This window comes from Corynebacterium sp. HMSC062E11, assembly GCF_001811845.1.
Classification (GTDB): Bacteria; Actinomycetota; Actinomycetes; order Mycobacteriales; family Mycobacteriaceae; genus Corynebacterium; species Corynebacterium hesseae.
In genome coordinates this window covers 120,954-139,743 of sequence record NZ_KV806816.1, presented here as the reverse complement: position 1 = coordinate 139,743, position 18,790 = coordinate 120,954, and the positions used below count along the sequence as shown (strand labels likewise).

Annotated in this window: 14 protein-coding genes and 1 pseudogene; 12 read left to right on the top strand and 3 right to left on the bottom strand. The window is 63.0% G+C overall.

The features are described 5' to 3' along the window. Window positions 1-45 precede the first annotated feature (45 nt). On the bottom strand, window positions 46-786 hold the full coding sequence (locus HMPREF2822_RS08885) for a GntR family transcriptional regulator (protein ID WP_070523858.1): 741 nt from the start codon (window positions 784-786) through the stop codon (window positions 46-48). Between the two features lie 57 nt (window positions 787-843). Here HMPREF2822_RS08885 and serS point away from each other — a divergent pair, with 57 nt between their 5' ends. The 7 genes from serS (at window position 844) to HMPREF2822_RS08850 (ending at window position 10,443) form a co-directional block, all read left to right on the top strand. Next, complete coding sequence (serS, locus tag HMPREF2822_RS08880; protein ID WP_070523855.1) at window positions 844-2,106, top strand: serine--tRNA ligase; 1,263 nt, start codon at window positions 844-846, stop codon at window positions 2,104-2,106. Between the two features lie 94 nt (window positions 2,107-2,200). After that, window positions 2,201-3,895: a lysophospholipid acyltransferase family protein gene (locus tag HMPREF2822_RS08875; protein ID WP_070523852.1), complete on the top strand. Its 1,695-nt coding sequence runs from the start codon at window positions 2,201-2,203 to the stop codon at window positions 3,893-3,895. A gap of 332 nt (window positions 3,896-4,227) precedes the next feature. Continuing rightward, complete coding sequence (locus HMPREF2822_RS08870; protein WP_070523849.1) at window positions 4,228-5,952, top strand: glycerol-3-phosphate dehydrogenase/oxidase; 1,725 nt, start codon at window positions 4,228-4,230, stop codon at window positions 5,950-5,952. A 74-nt stretch (window positions 5,953-6,026) separates the two neighbouring features. Continuing rightward, window positions 6,027-6,764 carry an MIP/aquaporin family protein gene (locus tag HMPREF2822_RS08865; RefSeq protein ID WP_070523846.1) on the top strand — a complete coding sequence of 246 codons (738 nt, stop codon included), beginning with the start codon at window positions 6,027-6,029 and terminating at the stop codon, window positions 6,762-6,764. Between the two features lie 24 nt (window positions 6,765-6,788). Next, complete coding sequence (glpK, locus tag HMPREF2822_RS08860; RefSeq protein ID WP_070523843.1) at window positions 6,789-8,336, top strand: glycerol kinase GlpK; 1,548 nt, start codon at window positions 6,789-6,791, stop codon at window positions 8,334-8,336. A gap of 115 nt (window positions 8,337-8,451) precedes the next feature. Then, the gene (locus HMPREF2822_RS08855) at window positions 8,452-9,297 is read left to right on the top strand and encodes a Cof-type HAD-IIB family hydrolase (RefSeq protein WP_070523840.1); all 846 of its coding nucleotides are present in this window, start codon (window positions 8,452-8,454) and stop codon (window positions 9,295-9,297) included. Between the two features lie 45 nt (window positions 9,298-9,342). Further along, window positions 9,343-10,443 carry an HNH endonuclease signature motif containing protein gene (locus HMPREF2822_RS08850; protein WP_070523838.1) on the top strand — a complete coding sequence of 367 codons (1,101 nt, stop codon included), beginning with the start codon at window positions 9,343-9,345 and terminating at the stop codon, window positions 10,441-10,443. Window positions 10,444-10,532: 89 nt separating this feature from the next. Here the strand turns inward: HMPREF2822_RS08850 and HMPREF2822_RS08845 are convergent, their stop codons facing one another. Next, complete coding sequence (locus HMPREF2822_RS08845; RefSeq protein ID WP_070523834.1) at window positions 10,533-12,464, bottom strand: N-acetylmuramoyl-L-alanine amidase; 1,932 nt, start codon at window positions 12,462-12,464, stop codon at window positions 10,533-10,535. A 169-nt stretch (window positions 12,465-12,633) separates the two neighbouring features. On the opposite strand from HMPREF2822_RS08845, the gene glf reads away from it, so the two are divergent. From glf to HMPREF2822_RS08830, 3 genes are all read left to right on the top strand, one after another. Continuing rightward, window positions 12,634-13,830 (top strand): UDP-galactopyranose mutase, encoded by a 1,197-nt coding sequence (glf, locus tag HMPREF2822_RS08840; protein ID WP_046647608.1) that lies wholly within the window; start codon window positions 12,634-12,636, stop codon window positions 13,828-13,830. A 74-nt stretch (window positions 13,831-13,904) separates the two neighbouring features. After that, window positions 13,905-14,141, top strand: a complete 237-nt coding sequence (locus tag HMPREF2822_RS08835; protein WP_046647607.1) for a hypothetical protein — start codon at window positions 13,905-13,907, stop codon at window positions 14,139-14,141. 50 nt (window positions 14,142-14,191) lie between these two features. Beyond that, window positions 14,192-14,800, top strand: a complete 609-nt coding sequence (locus tag HMPREF2822_RS08830; RefSeq protein ID WP_046647606.1) for a three-helix bundle dimerization domain-containing protein — start codon at window positions 14,192-14,194, stop codon at window positions 14,798-14,800. 2 nt (window positions 14,801-14,802) lie between these two features. Here HMPREF2822_RS08830 and HMPREF2822_RS08825 read toward each other — a convergent pair. Beyond that, a pseudogene (locus tag HMPREF2822_RS08825) lies at window positions 14,803-15,189 on the bottom strand (IS110 family transposase); the annotation flags it as partial. A 627-nt stretch (window positions 15,190-15,816) separates the two neighbouring features. Here HMPREF2822_RS08825 and HMPREF2822_RS08820 point away from each other — a divergent pair. Both HMPREF2822_RS08820 and HMPREF2822_RS08815 read left to right on the top strand, forming a co-directional pair. Continuing rightward, window positions 15,817-16,320: an ECF transporter S component gene (locus HMPREF2822_RS08820; protein WP_230307979.1), complete on the top strand. Its 504-nt coding sequence runs from the start codon at window positions 15,817-15,819 to the stop codon at window positions 16,318-16,320. A gap of 107 nt (window positions 16,321-16,427) precedes the next feature. Further along, window positions 16,428-18,674, top strand: coding sequence for an ATP-binding cassette domain-containing protein (locus HMPREF2822_RS08815; protein ID WP_232755647.1), 2,247 nt, complete (start codon window positions 16,428-16,430; stop codon window positions 18,672-18,674). The last annotated feature ends 116 nt before the right edge of the window (window positions 18,675-18,790 follow it).

Genomic DNA, 18,790 nt, shown 5'->3' with positions numbered 1-18,790 from the left:
GCTCAGGCTTCTAGCCCGCCCAAGGCTAAGGCGGCGGGAGAATCACTAGATGCGCGAGCGGGAGACGTGTGTTGTGAGCCGGTAGCGGTCGGTGCGGTAGACCGAGGAACACCATTCAACCGGGCGGTCCCCGGAGCGGGCGAGGCGGGTGATGTGCAGGAGCGGGGTGCCCGGTGAGACGTCGAGAAGCTCGGCGATGTCCTCCTCAGCTGCCACGGCGGTGACGGTTTGTTCGGCCTCGGTGATGGGGACCTTGAAGGTGTTATCCAAAATCGAGTAGACAGAGTTGTAGATGTCATTTTCCAGCAGCGTGGGCGCGAAGGCAGAGTTATACCAGCCATCGTCGATGGAATAAGGCTCGCCATCGCCCAAGCGCAGGCGCCGCAGGTGGGTATGGGAAACCGAGGCTTCCGTACCGAAAAAGGCGCAGACTTCACCGGGGGCGGCGCTGCGTTCACCCAGCAGGATGCGCGAGGAGGCCTGTACTTTCTGATAGCCCATCTCATCAGAAAAGGAGGCCAAATGAAGCCGGGAGACCAGCGGGTTGGGGGCCACGAAGGTGCCTTTTCCTCGCACGCGGCGCAGGCGGCCTTCAGCTACTAGGTCACCGATGGCGCGGCGCACGGTGATGCGGGAAACGCCGTATGTTTCCTCGAGGATGCGCTCGCCCGGAAGGATGTCACCGGGTTTGAGAGTGGTTCGGCAGAGCTCGGAGAGAATATCCCGCAGCTGAGCGTGCTTGGGCACGGGGCCGTCGGTAATAATGTGAGGTGCCATGTTATCCATGATAATCCGCTGGTTATTACCAGCGCAAAGGTGTGGCCGTGCGCTAAACTGTCCGGCGTGATTGATCTCAAGTTTCTTCGCGAAAATCCCGATGTCGTCCGCGCCTCCCAGGTAACCCGTGGGGAGGACCCCGCCTTGGTGGACCAGCTGCTCGCCGCCGATGAACAGCGCCGCGCGGCCATTGTGAAGGCAGACCAGCTGCGCTCGGAGCAGAAGGCCTTTGGCAAGAAGATTGGCCAGGCCTCCCCGGAGGAGCGCCCCGCGCTGCTGGAGGGCTCCAACGAGCTGAAGGAGAAGGTCAAGGCGGCCGGCGAGGAAGCGGCCGCAGCCGAGGCCAAGGTGACGGAGCTGCAGTACCAGCTCTCCAACGTGGTGGAGGGTGCCCCGGCGGGCGGTGAGGATGACTTCATCGTGCTCGAGGAGGTCGGCGAGAAGCCGCAGTTCGACTTCGAACCGAAGGATCACCTGGAATTGGGTGAAACGCTGGGGCTTATCGACGTCAAGCGGGGCGCCAAAGTCGGTGGCGCACGTTTCTACTACCTCACCGGCGATGGAGCCTTCCTGCAGCTGGGCATGCTGATGTTGGCTGCGCAGAAGGCCCGCGAGGCCGGTTTCCAGCTCATGATCCCGCCGGTGCTCGTGCGCCCGGACGTCATGCAAGGCACCGGCTTCCTGGGCCAGCACTCGGATGAGATCTACTACCTGCCGGCGGATGATCTCTACCTGGTTGGTACCTCCGAGGTGGCTCTGGCCGGCTACCACAAGGAAGAAATCATCGACCTGTCGAAGGGGCCGCTGCAGTATGCGGGCTGGTCCTCCTGCTTCCGCCGCGAGGCGGGTTCTCACGGCAAGGACACCCGCGGAATCCTGCGCGTGCACCAGTTCGACAAGCTGGAGATGTTTGTCTACTGCAAGCCGGAAGACGCCGAGGAGATGCACCAAAAACTCCTGAAGATGGAAAAGGACATGCTCGCGGCGATGGAGCTTCCCTACCGCACCATCGATATTGCGGGTGGGGACCTGGGCTCCTCCGCGGCGCGCAAGTTTGATAACGAGGCGTGGGTGCCGACTCAGGAGACCTACCGCGAGCTCACCTCGACCTCGAACTGCACCACCTTCCAGGCCCGCCGCCTGTCCACGCGCTATCGCGATGAGAACGGCAAGACCCAGTACGCCGCTACGCTCAACGGCACCCTGGCTACCACCCGCTGGCTCGTGGCCATTCTGGAGAACCACCAGCAGGCGGACGGCTCCGTCGTGGTTCCGGAGGCACTGCGCCCATTCGTGGGCAAGGACGTTCTGTACCCCGTAAACTCCTAGAAGAACGCGGCGCGCGGCGGCTCGCGCGCCGCTTACTTTTGTCCCCTCCTTGCTGCCTTCCGCCGGCGGCGAGGTCTTAAGCATTTGGAGCACTATGAGCGCTGTGGCTAACTTCCTCTACCGGCAGATCACGCACATCGGGCGCGGGGTGGCTATTGCTCAGGGGCTCAAGATGCGCTTGTCCGGGGAGGAGAATATCCCGGATAAGGGCGGGGCCGTCATCGTGTGCAATCACACCGGCTACATGGACTTTCTCTTTGGGGCTTTCCTGGCGTACCGCAAGCGCCGCTTGGTGCGCTACCTGGCTAAGGCCTCTATCTTTAAGACGCCGGTGGCGGGGCAACTGTTTCGGCTGATGGGCCATGTACCGGTGGATCGTATCGATGGTGGGGCGTCGATTGTGAAGGGCATTGAGCTGGCCAAGAGCGGGGAGCTCGTTGGGGTGTTCGCGGAAGGGACGATTTCCCGCAGCTTCGAGATTCGCAGCATGCGCAATGGCGCAGCGCGGATTGCTCATGGCGCGGGGGTGCCGATTATTCCGCAGGTTATCTTTGGCTCCCAGCGCCTGTGGACGAAGGGGCAGAAGAAGCACCTGGGCCGCACGAAGACGCCTGTGCTGATTAAGGCCTTGGAGCCTTATTACACGACGGGTGACTTTGACGCGGACATCGCTGAGGTACGCCGCCGGATGCAGGAGGCCCTGGAGGGCCTGTGGGCCGACTACGAAGCGGAGTTTGGCCCGATGCCGGCCGGCGAGTTCTGGGTGCCGGCACGCAAGGGCGGCGGCGCCCCGACGTTGGAGGAGGCAGAGGCCCAGGACTCCGAGGTGGAGAGTGAGCGCTACCGCGTGCGTCGGCTGCGCGATGATCTGACAAGCCTTAAGGACCGCGTCTCCGAGGCCACGGTGGAGCTCATGCGCGACCGGATGGCGCTGATGAAGCCGGGCAGTAACGAGGAAACCGGTACTGCAGAAGCTGGAGCCGATGCCGCAGAGAAGAATCGCCCGCGTACTGCGCCGGAAACCCTCGAGTGGATCAAGGAGAACCTCAACTCGGTGGTTGAGGAAGCCATGCGCGGCGTCGGGGAAGGCCGCGACAAGGTCACGGAGGTCATGGCGCAACTGAAATCCGACGTGATGGAAGCCCAGGCCTCGATGACGGCGAGCAGCAAGGAGATTTTCGCGGGATCCGTGGTGGAGCAGGGCTTGCTGTCTGCGGCGACGCAATCGCGCATCATCGTTTCCCGCCTGCCTCACCGGGTGAAGGCTGAATACTCTGAAGCGCCGCGGGTGATTGCGGCAGATCAGAGTGCGTTGAGTATGGAGAACGGCGAGATTTCGAAGCGGCTCCAGGAGGCGCTTGTACAACTGCACCCGCAGGTTGAGGAAGTGATCGTGATTTCGCCGCAGGGCGAGGTGCTGGACGCTGCGGCTTTTGGGGATCTCCCCCAAACCTGCTGGCGCATTGCCTGCGCGGACGGGGCCGAAGGGGTGCAGTTTAACGATGCCCCTGGCGGCGCAGTGGTGACCGCGTCTTCGCCTGCGGAGGGGTTGGCAGCCGTGGTGAAGAAGATCGGCGCCGAGTCCAAGGATCTCTTGTTCTTTGCCAACGAGCCAGGGGATGAGACCTTTGCGGAGGGTGGGGAAGGCGTCGCTGTGCATATGGTGGCGCTGGAGACCGCCCCCATTGAGGTGATTAAGGCTGCCCGTGCGGTGACGTATTCCTCGGAGCGTTATGGCATGGCTGAGGTGTTGGAGGCGATGGCGCGCCTGCAACGAGAGAAGGAATAGGTCCTTATATCCCTGGACTTGTGGAGAGTTCGTGACGCCCGTTAACACCCCCGGAAGGGGGTGGTATTTTATTTTGTTAACCTATGAAGCTTCTTGAAAATGCCAGCTTACGGCAACGAAACCTACGTGTGAGTAGCGTCTCCGGAGAGAAATCCAGGTGATATATAGCATTGGCTTTGGGAGAAAACTTCTTCTTCATCCGCCTTTCGGGCAGGTAGCCGAGGTATCGGTGAGCAGGGCGCTCGTGGTGGATGAGCACGATATGCTGCGCATTCCGTCAACTGGACAGGACTTTCTGACGCCGTGCAGCGAGAGAGGAGACTCAGTCAACAATGAGCACGACGAGTATTACAAGCTTCAACCCTGAGTATTTTGAAAAGACCTGGAACGACTACTCCACCGAGGATTATGACGTCGTCATCATCGGCGGAGGTTCCGTAGGCGCCGGCGCCGCCGTGGATGCGGCCACTCGTGGCCTGAAGACGGCTGTGCTCGAGGCCCGCGACTTCGCCGCTGGCACCTCGTCGCGCTCCTCCAAGATGTTCCACGGTGGCCTGCGCTACCTGGCCATGTTTGATTTCCGCCTGGTGGCGGAGTCCCTCAAGGAGCGCGAGCTCAACATGTCCACTCTTGCACCGCACCTGGTGAAGCCGCTGAAGTTCATCTTCCCGCTGACCCACCGCGGCTGGGAGCGCGTCATGATGTTTGGCGGCTTTACCCTCTATGACCTCATGGGCGGCGCCAAGAGCGTTCCGATGCAGAAGCACCTCACCCGCAAGGGCGTGCTGAAGGTGACCCCGGGCCTCAAGGAGGACGCCGTCGTCGGTGGCGTGCGCTACTACGACACGCTTGTCGACGACGCCCGCCACACCATGACCGTCCTGCGCACCGCCGCCGAATACGGGGCCAACGTGCGTACCGGCACTGAGGTCATTGGCTTTGAGAAGGACGCCCGCGGGCGCGTGACCGCTGCGAAGGTCCGTGACCTGGAAACCGGCCGCGAGGCCACCGTCAAGGGCAAGGTTTTCATCAACGCGACCGGCGTGTGGAACGACAAGATTCAGCAGATGGCAGGCGTCGAAGGAAAATTCACGGTTCATGCCTCCAAGGGTGTGCACATCGTGGTTCCGAAGGATGCCCTCGACGCGGAAGCCGCGCTGTGCTTCGTCACCGAAAAGTCCGTGCTCTTCGTCATCCCGTGGGGCGAATACTGGATCATCGGTACCACCGACACCGATTGGGAAAAGGGCCTATCCCTGCCGGATCCGGCCCCGACCAAGGCGGATATTGACTACATCCTGGACCAGGTCAACCAGCGCGTGCGCAACAAGATCACCCGCGATGACATCGTCGGCGTGTACTCCGGCCTGCGCCCGCTGCTGTCCGGCAAGTCCGATTCCACCACCAACCTCTCCCGCAACCACGCCGTGGCCCGCGTGGCACCGGGCATGGTTTCCGTCGCCGGCGGCAAGTACACCACCTACCGCGTCATTGGTAAGGATGCCGTGGACCTGGCCGTGAAGGAGCTGGGTACTAAGGTGTCCGAGTCCGTTACCGAGCGCACCCCGATTCTGGGCGCGGATGGCTATCACGCGCTGGCCAACCAGGTACCGGCGCTGGCTCGCCGCTATAACCTCAGCGAAGACCGCATCGAGCACCTGCTCGGCCGCTATGGCTCGCTGATCGGTGAGGTGCTGGCCCCAGCCGCTGAGGACGCCACGCTGCTCGAGCCGGTTCCGGGCGCTGAAAGCTACATCTGGGCTGAGGTTCGCTACGCCGTAACCCACGAGGGTGCTCTGCACATCGACGATATCGTGACCCGTCGTCTGCGCGTGGCCATCGAGTTCGCCGACCGCGGCGTCGCCGCTGCGCAGCCGATCGCTGAATTCGTTGCCCCGCTGCTGGGCTGGGATCAGGCCGATATTGAGCGCGAAGTCTCCCACTTCACCAAGCACACCGAGGCAGAGCTCGCCGCAGAGGCAGCGCTGACCGACCGTGAGGCAAACGACATCCTCGAGCGCGCAGGCAGCGCACGAGCCACCAAGGAAGAAGCCTAAAAGTCACGGGGCCCAGCGAGCGGTGGATATCCCTCGCTGGGCCCTTGGCCTAGGCAGATAAGAAAGGACATCTAATGACCGGAATGGATGCATTCCTGTGGGAGTTCATCGGCACTGCGCTGCTGCTCCTGCTCGGTAACGGCGTGTGCGCCGTTGTTAACCTTCGAACCTCGGGCGCACGCGGTTCGGATTGGATCGTCATCGCTATGGGCTGGGGCCTCGCGGTGTTCATCGGCGCTAGTGTTGCCGACCCCACCGGTGGCCACCTCAACCCGGCGGTCACCATCATGCTGGCCGTGAATGGTTCTCTCGAATGGAGCCTCGTTCCCTACTACCTGCTGGGGCAGATTCTCGGCGCCATGCTTGGTGCATTCCTTGCCTGGGCCACCTTTAAGCAGCTTTTCGACGCCAACAACCTCGACGAAGCCGGCAACGTCACCGGCGCCAACAAGAACACCGGGGGCATCTTCTTTACCAAGCCTGCGCACCCGAATAATGGGTGGAACGCGGTCACCGAGTTCATCGCTACCTGCGTGCTGCTCATGTTCATCGCCTTCGGCCCAACCGGCGGCGAGCTGGGGCCGCTGAGCTACTTCGGTGTTGCCTTCGTCATCGTCTCTATTGGTCTGTCCCTCGGCACCGCCACCGGCTACGCGATTAACCCGGTCCGTGACCTTGGCCCCCGCATCATGTACGCCTTCGTCCTTCCCATTAAGGACAAGGGAGACGCCAACTGGGGCTATGCATGGGTCCCGATAGTTGCACCGATGCTGGCGGCCGTCGCCGTTGGCCTGTTGTCCATGGTTCTTTAAACCAACCCCGACAAGGAGAAAACAATGTCTACCAAGAGCTACGTAGCAGCAATTGATCAGGGAACCACGTCTACCCGCTGCATTATTTTCAACCACGACGGCGAACAGGTGTCCGTCGGCCAGCTCGAGCACGAGCAGATCTTCCCGGAGAAGGGCTGGGTCGAGCATGACCCGGAGGAAATCTGGAGCAACACCCGCCGCGCGGTGGGTGAGGCTTTGGCCAACGGCGACATCAACGTCGAAGACATCGCCGCCCTCGGTATTACTAATCAGCGCGAGACCACCGTTGTGTGGGACAAGAACACGGGCAAGCCGGTGTACAACGCCATTGTCTGGCAGGACACCCGCACCACCGAGATTTGTAAGGAGCTCGCCGGCGACGAGGGCGCGGACAAGTGGCGCCGCCGCACCGGCCTCATCATCAACTCTTACCCGGCCGGTCCGAAGGTGAAGTGGATCCTCGATAACGTCGAGGGTGCGCGCGAGCGCGCTGAAAAGGGCGAGCTGCTCTTCGGCACCATCGATACCTGGCTGCTGTGGAACCTCACCGGTGGTGCCGACGGTGACAACGGCCAGGAGGCCCTGCACGCCACCGACGTCACCAATGCCTCGCGCACCTTGCTCATGGACATCGAGAAGCTCGAGTGGGATGAGGAACTGTGCAAGGAGATGGGTATCCCGACGTCCATGCTCCCGGAGATCCGCCCGTCCCTGGGTGACTTCCGAACCGTGCGCGAGCGCGGCTCGCTGGCCGGCGTGCCGATTCGCGCCATTTTAGGTGACCAGCAGGCCGCCATGTTCGGCCAGGGCTGCTTCCGCCCGGGTTCCGCCAAGAATACCTACGGTACCGGCCTGTTCCTCCTGCTCAACACCGGTACTACCCCGAAGTTCTCCGAGAACGGCCTGCTCACCACCGTGTGCTTCCAGCGCGAGGGCGAGCGCCCTGTCTATGCGCTCGAAGGGTCCGTGTCCATGGGCGGTTCCTTGGTGCAATGGCTGCGCGATAACCTGCAGATCATCCCGAACTCTGCCTCCATCGAGAACATGGCCCGTGAGGTTAAGGACAACGGTGGCGTCTACATCGTTCCTGCCTTCTCTGGTCTGTTCGCCCCGTACTGGCGCCCGGATGCCCGCGGCGTCATCGTGGGCCTGACCCGCTTTGCCAACCGCAAACACCTGGCCCGCGCGGTCCTCGAGTCCACGGCGTACCAGACTCGCGACGTCGCCGATGCCATGGTGGCGGACTCCGGCGTGGAGATCACCGAGCTGCGCGTCGACGGCGGCATGACGATGAACGAGCTGCTCATGCAGTTCCAAGCAGACATGCTTGGTGTGGAGGTGCACCGGCCGAAGAATGTGGAGACCACCGCAACCGGTGCGGCCTTCGCTGCGGGCCTTGACTCCGGCTTCTGGGATGACCTCAGCGTGCTGAGCTCCCAGCAGGGTGACTTCAAGGTGTGGAAGCCGCAACGCGAAAAGGAAGAAGTCGAGGCTCTCTACCGTGATTGGAAGCGCGCCATCAAGCGTTCCCTGAACTGGGAAGACGTGGACGATGACGACGTGATTGCCTAAGACCTGAACGACGCACGAAGGCGCGGCCGTGACGAGTAATCTCGTGGCGGCCGCTTTCGTCGTTGGGCGCTTATCCGTGCCGTCGCGTGTCTCAACCTGACGTAGACTCGGGGCTATGGCCAATGAAGTATTCTCGGACCACGCTCCGCGCCTCATCATCAGTGATATCGACGGTACTTTGTTGGACCGAAACCACCGGGTGCCCAAGCGAAACCGCGAAGCTGTGGCCCGTGCGGTCGCTGCGGGCAGCGAGTTTGCGCTGGCAACTGGGCGCCCCTTCCGGTGGATCATGCCCGTGCTCGAGCAGCTGACCGTGCGCCCAGTCTGCGTGACATCAAATGGTGCGGTGATTTATGACTCGGCGGAGGACCGCGTTCTCTCCGCCCACGAGCTTTCGCCTGAGGCTCTCGCAGAAACCGTGAAGGTCGCTGCAAAGGTGCTCGAGCCGCATGGCGGGGTTGGCTTCGGGGCGGAGCGCGCGGGAGGCTCGGTCTTGGACCCAGTTGAGGAACTCTTCGTGGTGGAATCGCACTATTCAGAGAACGCGCTCTTTGAGGGCTTCGGGCTGGTGAGCGTGGGGGAGTTGGTGTCTCGACCGGCGGTCAAGCTGTTGATTCGTAATACCGCGTTCTCGGCGCCGGAACTCTACGAACTCATCGCGCCGCACATTGATTCCGAGCTTGCTCACGTGACCTACTCGATGTCCGAGGGCGTTCTAGAGGTTGCGGCCCCCAACGTGACGAAGCGCCGCGGAGTGAAGTGGCTGGCCGAGCATCACGGTATCGCCCGCGAAGACATCATCGCCTTTGGTGATATGCCCAACGATATCGAGATGCTTGAGTGGGCCGGGTGCGGTGTTGCCATGGAGAATGCGCATCCGGATGTCGTGGCCGCTGCAGATGCAGTGACGCTGCCGCACCATCAAGCAGGTGTGGCAAAGGTCCTCGAGCGCTGGTTCTGATATCTCCGGTTGCGGGGTGTGTGGTGGTGTTTTAGTCTTTGTCGCATGGGGGATTTGGAGACTTATTTCTCCTACCGCAGTTCGGGGTTGGATCTTGTGGGGCTTGCGGTAGGCAGTGTGGATGATTTACGCGCGCGTGGCGCTTCATTGGCTGATGCGGTGGAGTTGGCTGGGCTGCATCGTGTGTATTTTGGGTCGACGCGTTTTACGGGCAAGCAGCGCCAAGCGCGTGCGGCTGCGGTTGCCCAAGGACATGATGTGGCGTCGTTGAGCTTGATTGAGGCGTATACCGCCAAGGTGAAAAAGGAGTTGGATGCGTGGAATCTGCGTGTCAGGTTGGCAGGGACTCCAGCACACCAAATCCCAAAGGTAGCGAAGGAACGCTTGAAGCAGTTGCGGCCGCGGCGGGTGCCTGAACCTGGGGTGCGCTTGACGTACCGGAAGGTGGGGCCGCATTCGTTGACGATTACTGATTCAGCCTTGCGCATTAGTGAGATGCGTGGGACTTTGGAGTCGATTAATCCGGCTGATTTGTTGGATGCGGCAGGTCAGGTGTTCTTTAACCAGGCGCATGGGGGTTCGAAGCCTGCGGTGGCGACCAATGTGGTGGTTACGTTGGATGAGTTGGACCAGATTGTGCGGGGTGAGGGCGATGATATTGAGCTCGTGCTTACCAACGGTGGGCGGATGACGGGCCGGGAGTTTGTGACCTATAAGTTTGCTGAGGTTGGGTATGTGACTTTGGTGCATCCGACTATAGGGCCGGTGTGGTTGCATCGTGTGCGGCGTTTGGCTGGGTTTGAGCAGCGGTTAATGGCGAGTGCGGAGCATCCGACGTGTGCGCGTGAGGGGTGTAATAAGCCGGCGGATTATTGCCAGGTGCATCATTTAGTGCCGTGGCAGGCGGGTGGGGCGACGGATCCGCCGAATCTGACGATGTTGTGTGCTTATCACAATGGCATCAATGATGATGACCCGGATAAGCCGACTGGTGCCGGCTATGTCTTTAGGTTGCGGGGCGGGGTGGGGTATGTACCACCCTGGGCGGAGCCGATTACTTCGCAGCCGGCATACCAAGCGGCACAGGCAGCATTGAAGCAGCAGACCACAGGGGACTTTTTAGGTTCAGCCCTCCCGGATACCTAAACCCCAAGCCCAAATAAATGCCGAAGCGGAAGCCATCAGGTGGCTCCCGCTACATCGGCGATCCCGCTTAGACTTGGGGTGCTTTGGGGTTAGTCCGTGAACACCTGAATCTGCTCAGTCTCCGGGTTGTAGACAATGGAACCGCCCTGGAACTGCACGCGGACTTCCTTGCCGAGGCCGGTGGGGACTTCGTTGGACGTCGGCAAGCCGAGCGTCGCCGCGTTGTCGCCGGACGCCCATTCCTTGGCGATGCGTCCCACGAGTGCGTGCGTACCAGTGTCCTCAGAGCCTAGGACGATGCCGTTCTGAAAGAGCTGGTAGATGATGCCGGCCGACTCATCCGGCCCGCCCACAGCCAATCCCAGCGCTGGGCCGAAGGCGTTAAGGACCGCCGTCCACGTTTCCTTCAAGCCCTCGTTCTTGCTCAAGGACAGCACCTTGGTCACGATGCCCGGGATCTGCTCCACCGGCAGCCCGTTGACGGTCTGGTCCGTGTCAATCTGCTGGTCCGAGCGGGCATACATGATGGCGAAGAGCGTGCCGGCCAGGCCTACCAGTGCTGTTACGGTGCTCATCGGGATTTCAGTATCGCCCAGCGAGGATGTTGCCTCCTGGGCCGGTGCGGGGGCAGACGGCGCAGCCGTGCTCGGCGTGGAGTCAGGGGTGTCTGGTGTGGTCGTATCCTCGCTGTCCCAGTCCGTCGACGTTGAACCAGACGCGCCCGACTTGATGGCCATGTACTTCTTGTGCGCCGCCGCGCGGATCTTCGGCCATTGGGCAATGGTGTATTGCCCCGGGCACGCGGTGTAGTGCACATCGCTGTGGCCGAAGAGGCCATAGACGGGGGCTGAAGCACCCGCCGGGTAGCGCGAGCCGCCGTAGCCCTCCGAGCGGAGTGAAACGCGGGAGGACGGATCGACGCCGGAAATCGCGCCCTTCCAGCCGGCGAGGTCGGTGACGGACTCCAGCAAGGCTTCCGTCGGCTGGGCCTGCTCGTAGTTGCCGATCATGGAAATGCCCCACGTGTTTCGGTTGAAGCCGCCGATGTGGGCGCCCTGCACGGCCTCATCGAGCCCGCCGTAGCGGCCCTCGTAAATGGTGCCGTACTTATCCACCAGCGCGTTGTATCCGATATCGCACCATCCCAGGCTCTGCGCATGGTACTTGTACGCGGCGCGCACCTGCGCGGCCGCCTGCGCACGGGTGTAATTGTTGGAACCCGCGGTGTGGTGCAGCGCGATAGCCTTCACGCCGTCGTCATAGTCGGCATCCTTGCACCGGATGCTCTCGTCGGCGCCCCAACCGGCGCGGGAGACCACGCGCGGCATGCCATCGGCCTCAGCGGTCGGCTCAATGCCCTCGCCCTCTTGGGCGTTGCCGTCCATGAAGACAGCCTCGAGGCCTTCGACGTCGCTGTTTGCCGGAAGCTCTTCGGTCTCGGCAACGGGGGCGATGTCGCCGACGTTGAAGGGGGCGTCGTCAAGCGCGGCGTCCTCAACGGGGGACTCGGTGAGTTTCTCATCCAAGTTCGACCCGGTCACCAGGTCCACGTTGTTGATGGAGACCTGCACGTCGTTGGTATCGCCCACGAAGATGAGCTCGGTGCCGTTCGTGGCATTGGGGTCATCGTTGTTGTAGGACATCGAGTCCATGTCGTACCACTCGGACCAGGACCCGTCCGGTTGCTTCGCGCGGACGAAGGCCGCGACATCGCGCGTGCCCTTCCACGTGACGGCGAAGGAGGAGAAGGTCTCATCGCGGTGGAATTGCTTGACGGCGCGCGGGCCTTCGCCCTCGCCCTGGGCTGCGATGGCCGGGTCATCCACGACGACCGTTTCGCCAGAGCCGAAGGTTTCGGAGGCCGAGCTCACTTCGATGGGGCCGCTGCCCGCTTCCTGGGTCTGGATGAGGGGTTGGCCGCCCACGGCTGCGGCAGCGACCACAGCGATCGAGGTGACCGTGGCGATAACCGGCGTTGACCACGTCGATTTCGCGGGAACAAGACGACGTTTGAGGTGCACTGTTACTCCCTAGGATGGTGGCGCCACAAGGTTAAGAGAAGCGCAAAAAGTTAACTAACGGGACAGATGTTACGTCAGGTGTTGGAGTGAAAGAAGGTGTGACACGCGAGTTTCCTCGCTTGGGTGTCACCCGCCGTTTTGCACGTGTTGCTGCCTTAAGCTGGTGGCCATGACTGCATATGACCTCATCGTTGTTGGATCTGGATTCTTTGGCCTGACCGTGGCCGAGCGCGCAGCCTCCCAGCTGGGCAAGAAGGTGCTCATCGTCGAGCGCCGCGAGCACCTGGGCGGCAACGCCTACTCGGAGGCCGAGCCGGAGACCGGCATCGAGGTCCACAAGTACGGCGCGCACCTCTTCCACACCTCGAACAAGCGCGTGTGGGAGTACTGCAACCAGTTCACCGACTTCACCGACTACCAGCACCGCGTCTTCGCCATGCACGACGGCACGGCCTACCAGTTCCCCATGGGCCTGGGTCTGATTAACCAGTTCTTCGGCCGCTACTACTCCCCGGATGAGGCGCGCGAGCTCATCAAGGAGCAGGCCGGCGAGTTCGCCGTAGATGAGGCGCAGAACCTGGAGGAGAAGGCCATCGCGCTCATTGGCCGCCCGCTCTACGAGGCTTTCATCCGTGATTACACGGCCAAGCAGTGGCAGACCGACCCGAAGGAGCTGCCGGCCGGCAACATCACGCGCCTGCCGGTGCGCTATACCTTCAACAACCGCTACTTCAACGACACCTACGAGGGCCTGCCCGTCGACGGCTACGCGGCCTGGCTGGAGAAGATGGCGGAGCACGAGCTTATCGACGTCCGTCTGGGCACCGACTGGTTCGACGTGCGCGAGGAGGTGCGGGGGGCGTCGCCAAGCGCGCCGGTGGTCTACACCGGCCCACTGGATCGCTACTTCGACTTCGCCGAGGGTGAGCTGGGCTGGCGCACGCTGGACTTCGACCTAGAGGTGCTGGAGACCGGTGACTTCCAGGGCACCCCGGTGATGAACTACAACGATGCGGACGTGGACTACACCCGCATCCACGAGTTCCGCCACTTCCATCCGGAGCGCGCCGATAAGTACCCCAAGGACAAGACGGTGATTATGAAGGAGTACTCGCGCTTTGCCGAGAAGGGCGATGAGCCGTACTACCCGATTAACACCCCGGAGGACCGCTCCAAGCTGGAGGCCTACCGCAAGCTCGCCGCCGCTGAGGCCCGCGAGAACCAGGTTCTTTTTGGTGGCCGCCTGGGCACCTACCAGTACCTGGACATGCACATGGCCATCGCGTCCGCGCTGAGCATGTTCGATAACAAGCTGGCCCCGTTCTGGAATGAGGGCAAGGCCCTGGAACAGGAGCGCGGCCACTAAGCCGCGTGCGGCCTGTACGGGTTAGTCCCCGTGGCGCGCTATGCTGAGACACCTCGATGGAAGGAGGTGACGGCATGGCCCAGCGCAAGAAGAAGCGTGCAGACCGCAGCATGTGGAAGATGTCCCCGGAGCGGCTCGAGGAACACCTCAAGCTGCGCAGTCGCGCAACGCGCATTCCCGATAAGAAGAAGGAACAATCCAGGAAGGCCTGCCGGAACACCCGGCAGGCCTTTGGCCTTTCTTTGGGAGGTTTCGCCAGCGCACGGGGCCGGGACGCCGCACATAAAACTTGTCGGACGCTCAACGATTGATTAAAGTTAACAGCAGGTTAACAATAGGCGAACAGAAAGTGAGTTTAGAGATGACTTCCCCGAATGCCCGCCGTTTCGATACGTTGCGCCAAGACTTGCACGCAGATTATGGCCACGAGTACACCGCGCAGGAGATTGATTCCTTCCTCGACGCCACCATTGAGCGCCACGAGGCCGGCGCAACCTTAGAAGAGTTCATCCCCGTGATGGTGGAGCGCGAGGTCCGCGAGCACTTCGGCACCCACCGCATCCACGTGCGTTTCGCCGCAGGAGCTGACCACGCGCTGGCGCAGGCTGCCGTAGCGCTGACGAAGAAGTACGCCGGCGAGGCCCTGCTTGTCGACGCCGCCGTAGCCCACCCCGAAAACGACCCCGACTCCCACATGGCCCACGTGCTCCAAGAGCGCGGCATGGCGGAGCACCCGGACCGCTACCTCGAGGACCTGCGTCTGGTGACCATCCCGGATTACATCGTGTACTTGGGCCGCGAGATCCCGCGCGACGAGGCCGGCAAGGACATCAAGATTTGGGACATCGCCACCGCCGAGACCGTGGAGGAGACCCGCGAGCTGGCCGATGACCTCGGCGCCCGCGTGCTCTACATGCTCAACCGCCTGGGAATCGAGCCCATCTCGGAGGATGCCGCTGTCACGGCCTAAATCAGCTGGATAAAGACTTCCTCAACGCGGTCGACACTGCGCAGGGAATCTGGAAGGTTAAGACCGGCATGGGCGATGACGTAGGCGTCGCGTACATCGGTCTTGGAGTTGCCGACGTGGATGCGAGAGAGCTGCCGCATCGCAAGCCCTGGTAGATGGCGAACATCTGCCCCCATGTCTTGGGCGACTGCGACGGTCAACCGGCCGATGTTGTTGGGAATAACAAGGACCGAGGCGTTGTCGGCGAGGAATTGGCCGAAGAGCTTGCGTAGCGAGCCTTCATGCTGATTGATGCGTTTGGACAGGACTTGCCTGCCTTGGGGATCGAGGACGCAGGCGTGGTGGAAGTATTTGCCGACGTCTACGCCAATGACGAAGTCATAGGCCATGGGTGTATGCCTCCTAGTGATGAATGAGAAGTTGGACTATTTAAGCTTCATCGCTGGGGTTGTCGGACATGCTTGCGCTGGCATCCACATTACTGTGAGACCTCATACCACCTGGGCTGGGTCGGGTTCCTATTAGCAGTTTGAGGATGTCACTGTCTTCGGCGGCATCACCCCCGGATCATTTTCAGACAGGGGCGGGAACAAGCCATACCGAAGCCAGCGACTAGTTCCACTGTCCTTTCAGACGGAGGGACCGGAAATAAACATAACCAGCCCAATCGGGTGGACAGGCTATGAATCTTCGGTGCCCTGAGGTGGAACTGCTAACAACGTAATGGGGGGAAGCGGGGGCAAAGTCAATAATTCGAGTCTGGCATAAGTTGATAAGGATTGCCTAACCTAATACTGTTTCAAGTTATGTTCCGATCGGGAATCGGCAACGGAAGCGAGGCGGCGACGATGAACAGAAAACGTGGATCGACCAGAGAACCCCTCTCCGGAGGGGGAGTCGGGGACGCGGGCCCGGACGGGACGGGCGACGGCGACGCGGTGGCGTCGCAGACGGACGACGGGCGGTTGGTACACGTCGCACCGGTCGCAGCGGGTGGCCGACCATCCACCCGCGATATGCTCGTCGCCGCCGCGATCGGCGTCGCGGGGTCTCTCGTCGTCGTGCCCCTGACCTACCTGCAGGTGTTCGCCGGCATCGCCCACGTTTATCTCGTCGCGGCGACGCTCGGGTTGTGGTTCCTGCAGTGCGTCGTTCCCCTCATCGTCGTCCGCAAGCCTGGCGCGAGCCTCATTGCGTGCCTTGCCATGGGCGTCGTGTCCGCGGCGACCACCCCGTTCGGCGTCGCCGCGATCGGGGCGCTGATCATGGAAGGATTGCTCATCGAGCTTCCATTCATGGTCACCCTGTACCGGCGGTGGACGCGTACCCAGTTCGTGGCGTCGGCGATGTTGTTCTCCGCGCTGATGGGAACGATGGCCCCGCGCGCAGTTGGCGTCGACTCGCCGACCACGCCCATGACCCTGATCAGCTTCGCCGTAGCCTTGGCCTCGAGCTTGGTGTTTTTGGTCCTGGGCTTTGCCGTCGCAAAGGGGCTTCGCAGCCGCGGGGTCACCCGGTGACCGGCGGAGCACCCGCGTGCGCCGGTGCGACACGCGGGACGGCCCCGGCCCGGTTACGGGTTAGGGGCGCGGGCGTGCGGCACGCCGATGGGCGATGGGCACCCGACATGGTGGATCTCTCCTTCGATTTCGGCACGATCAACGCCATCACGGGACCCGTGGGATGCGGAAAGACAAGCCTGGCCCACCTCATCGCTGGACTGATTCCCTCGCACATCCCCATCGACCATGCCGGATTCGTGCACATCGTCGATGCCGACGGCACCGAACGCCCCGTGGACGGGGACCGGGTCACCTTCGTCGGGCAAGACCCGGCGACGCAGGTGCTCACGCTCCGAGTCGTCGATGACGTGGCCATGGCCCTCGAGTTTTCCCTCGTGGAAGCCGGTATCGTCGCCAAGCGATCAGCCGAGGCTCTATCGGAGCTCGGGCTGTCAGAGCTCGCGGAGAAGGATCCGTGGGCTTTGTCGGGCGGGCAACGCCAGCGGATGGCCATCGCTGGTGCGGTGGCCAGGGCGCCGGAGGTCATGATCTTCGACGAGCCCGCCGCCCACGTCGACGAGGACGGTCGGCGGGCGCTGTTCGCCGCCATCCGTGATTTGCGGGCCCCGGGGCGCGTCATCCTGCTCATCGAGCACGACCTCCGTCCGTTCGACGGGTGGGTCGACACGGTGACAATCCTCGATGCGGACGGGAGCGTCGCCGCGCACGGAGCGCCGGAGGGTATCGCGGTGAAGGGCATTGCGACGTCGGCCGCGACCGCCGGAGCGCCGGACGCCAGTACGCCGGGCACGGGGGCACCGGACCGTCTCAGTCCGGACCGGCGGCGAAGGCCCCGGGGAGCCGGGGATGGCGCCGATCCGGAATCGGAGGCGGACGCCGTTCCACTGCTGGCCTTGACCGGAGCCCATGTGGCCCGGGGCAGGGAGCGGATCCTGAACGGGGCCGATCTGACACTGGAACGGGGCGAGATTCATGCCCTAGTCGGTGCCAACGGAGTCGGTAAGTCCACCTTGCTGGCGGTGCTGTCGGGCCAGATGAAGGCGGGAGCGGACCTCCGGATTGACGGCGCGTCCGCCCGGCGCGTCCCCGACGCCTTCGCGTCGTTGGCGTTCCAGAACCCCGAGCACCAGTTCACCCGCGCGACCGTCGCCGCGGAAATCGACTCCGCGCTGGCCGGCACGGACCCGCACGGACCACTCGGCGCCGATGAGCTGTGGAAACTGCGGGAAGCCTTGTGCCCCCGGGCACTTGACCCCGTCTCGCCGTTCGTCCTGTCGGGCGGACAGAAAAGACGGTTGGGCATCTTCCTGGCGGTGGCGGCCAATCGCCGTTTGCTGCTTCTCGACGAGCCGTTGGCGCATCTGGATTCGCCGAGCTCGCGCATCGTACTGGATGCCCTAGCGGAATACGCAGGGGCCGGCGGAACCGTTGTGTTCACGTGCCACGACCGCCGTGCTGCGCGAACGTGGGCGGATCGGGCGAGCATCGTCGCCGAAGGGAAGGTCGCCTGGTCCGGTCCCGCAGCCGACGTGCCGGCTTCCCCGGAGTCGTCCCGGCGGGATCGCGCACTGCCCGCGGCCGGCGCACGGACGTCCTTGGACGAAAGCCCCTGGACCGGTGGATCCGCCGCTCGAAGGCGCGCGGGGTTGAACGCCATCACGATTGTCGCGGCGGTGATGCTCGTCCTCGTCGCCGGGCTGCTCTCCGGCGGAGACGCCGTTCTCGCTCTGACGGGGGTCGCGTTCCTCGCACTCGCTGCGATCGCGGAACGCGACGTTCGGGCGACGGCGGGGAAGGTCCTCCTCGTCCTGTTGATCGGGGTGTTCTTCGGCCTGCTCGGGTGGCGCTCCGAGTTCTACGGAGGTGGGGATACGGCGGAGGCCGTCCGCCACGGCATCCATCACGGACTGCTGCTGACGGCCGTGTTCGCGGGGACGGTCCTGGTCTCCGCGTGCATGCGCGTCGAGGAGCTCTTCGACGCCATGGTGCAACGCCTCCGGGTGCCCTACACATGGTGCACCATAGCGATTTCCGGGGTGAGCATCGCGGCGTTCCTGCGCAGCGAAATCCCCCAGCTGACATGGGCGATTAGATTGCGCTCGATGCAACCAGGGCAGTTTTTCCGCTCCGGTTTCATTCGCGCGACGACGCCCGCGCGCATCGCCTTCCCCTTGTTCGTCAGCGCCGTGCGCGGCGCCGAAAAGCTGTCCCTGACCCTGGCGATGCGCAACTTCGGCCGCCATCCGCGGCGTACCTTCCGCACCGATCACCCCTGGCGAGTGCGTGACGGTTTCGCGGCCGCAGCGTCCGCCGCGGCCTTCGTTGCCGCCCTGGTGTCCGCAGTGACTTGACGGGCACCCGGAACCGGCGGGCCCCGAGCCCGCGAGCGTTTCCGAGCCTGTACGGAGACGCGCCCCACCCAGTTGCTTCAACCCTTCAGACACATCCTCCGGGTCGCGCCATGCGG

Bases quoted from the DNA above. Each gene is read 5' to 3' on its own strand.
- HMPREF2822_RS08820 (WP_230307979.1), top strand. From the start codon at position 15,817: ATGCTCGTCGCCGCCGCGATCGGCGTCGCGGGGTCTCTCGTCGTCGTG.
- HMPREF2822_RS08865 (WP_070523846.1), top strand. From the start codon at position 6,027: ATGACCGGAATGGATGCATTCCTGTGGGAGTTCATCGGCACTGCGCTG.
- glpK (WP_070523843.1), top strand. From the start codon at position 6,789: ATGTCTACCAAGAGCTACGTAGCAGCAATTGATCAGGGAACCACGTCT.
- HMPREF2822_RS08875 (WP_070523852.1), top strand. From the start codon at position 2,201: ATGAGCGCTGTGGCTAACTTCCTCTACCGGCAGATCACGCACATCGGG.
- HMPREF2822_RS08885 (WP_070523858.1), bottom strand. From the start codon at position 786: ATGGATAACATGGCACCTCACATTATTACCGACGGCCCCGTGCCCAAG.
- HMPREF2822_RS08870 (WP_070523849.1), top strand. From the start codon at position 4,228: ATGAGCACGACGAGTATTACAAGCTTCAACCCTGAGTATTTTGAAAAG.
- HMPREF2822_RS08815 (WP_232755647.1), top strand. From the start codon at position 16,428: ATGGTGGATCTCTCCTTCGATTTCGGCACGATCAACGCCATCACGGGA.
- HMPREF2822_RS08835 (WP_046647607.1), top strand. From the start codon at position 13,905: ATGGCCCAGCGCAAGAAGAAGCGTGCAGACCGCAGCATGTGGAAGATG.
- glf (WP_046647608.1), top strand. From the start codon at position 12,634: ATGACTGCATATGACCTCATCGTTGTTGGATCTGGATTCTTTGGCCTG.
- HMPREF2822_RS08855 (WP_070523840.1), top strand. From the start codon at position 8,452: ATGGCCAATGAAGTATTCTCGGACCACGCTCCGCGCCTCATCATCAGT.
- HMPREF2822_RS08830 (WP_046647606.1), top strand. From the start codon at position 14,192: ATGACTTCCCCGAATGCCCGCCGTTTCGATACGTTGCGCCAAGACTTG.
- HMPREF2822_RS08850 (WP_070523838.1), top strand. From the start codon at position 9,343: ATGGGGGATTTGGAGACTTATTTCTCCTACCGCAGTTCGGGGTTGGAT.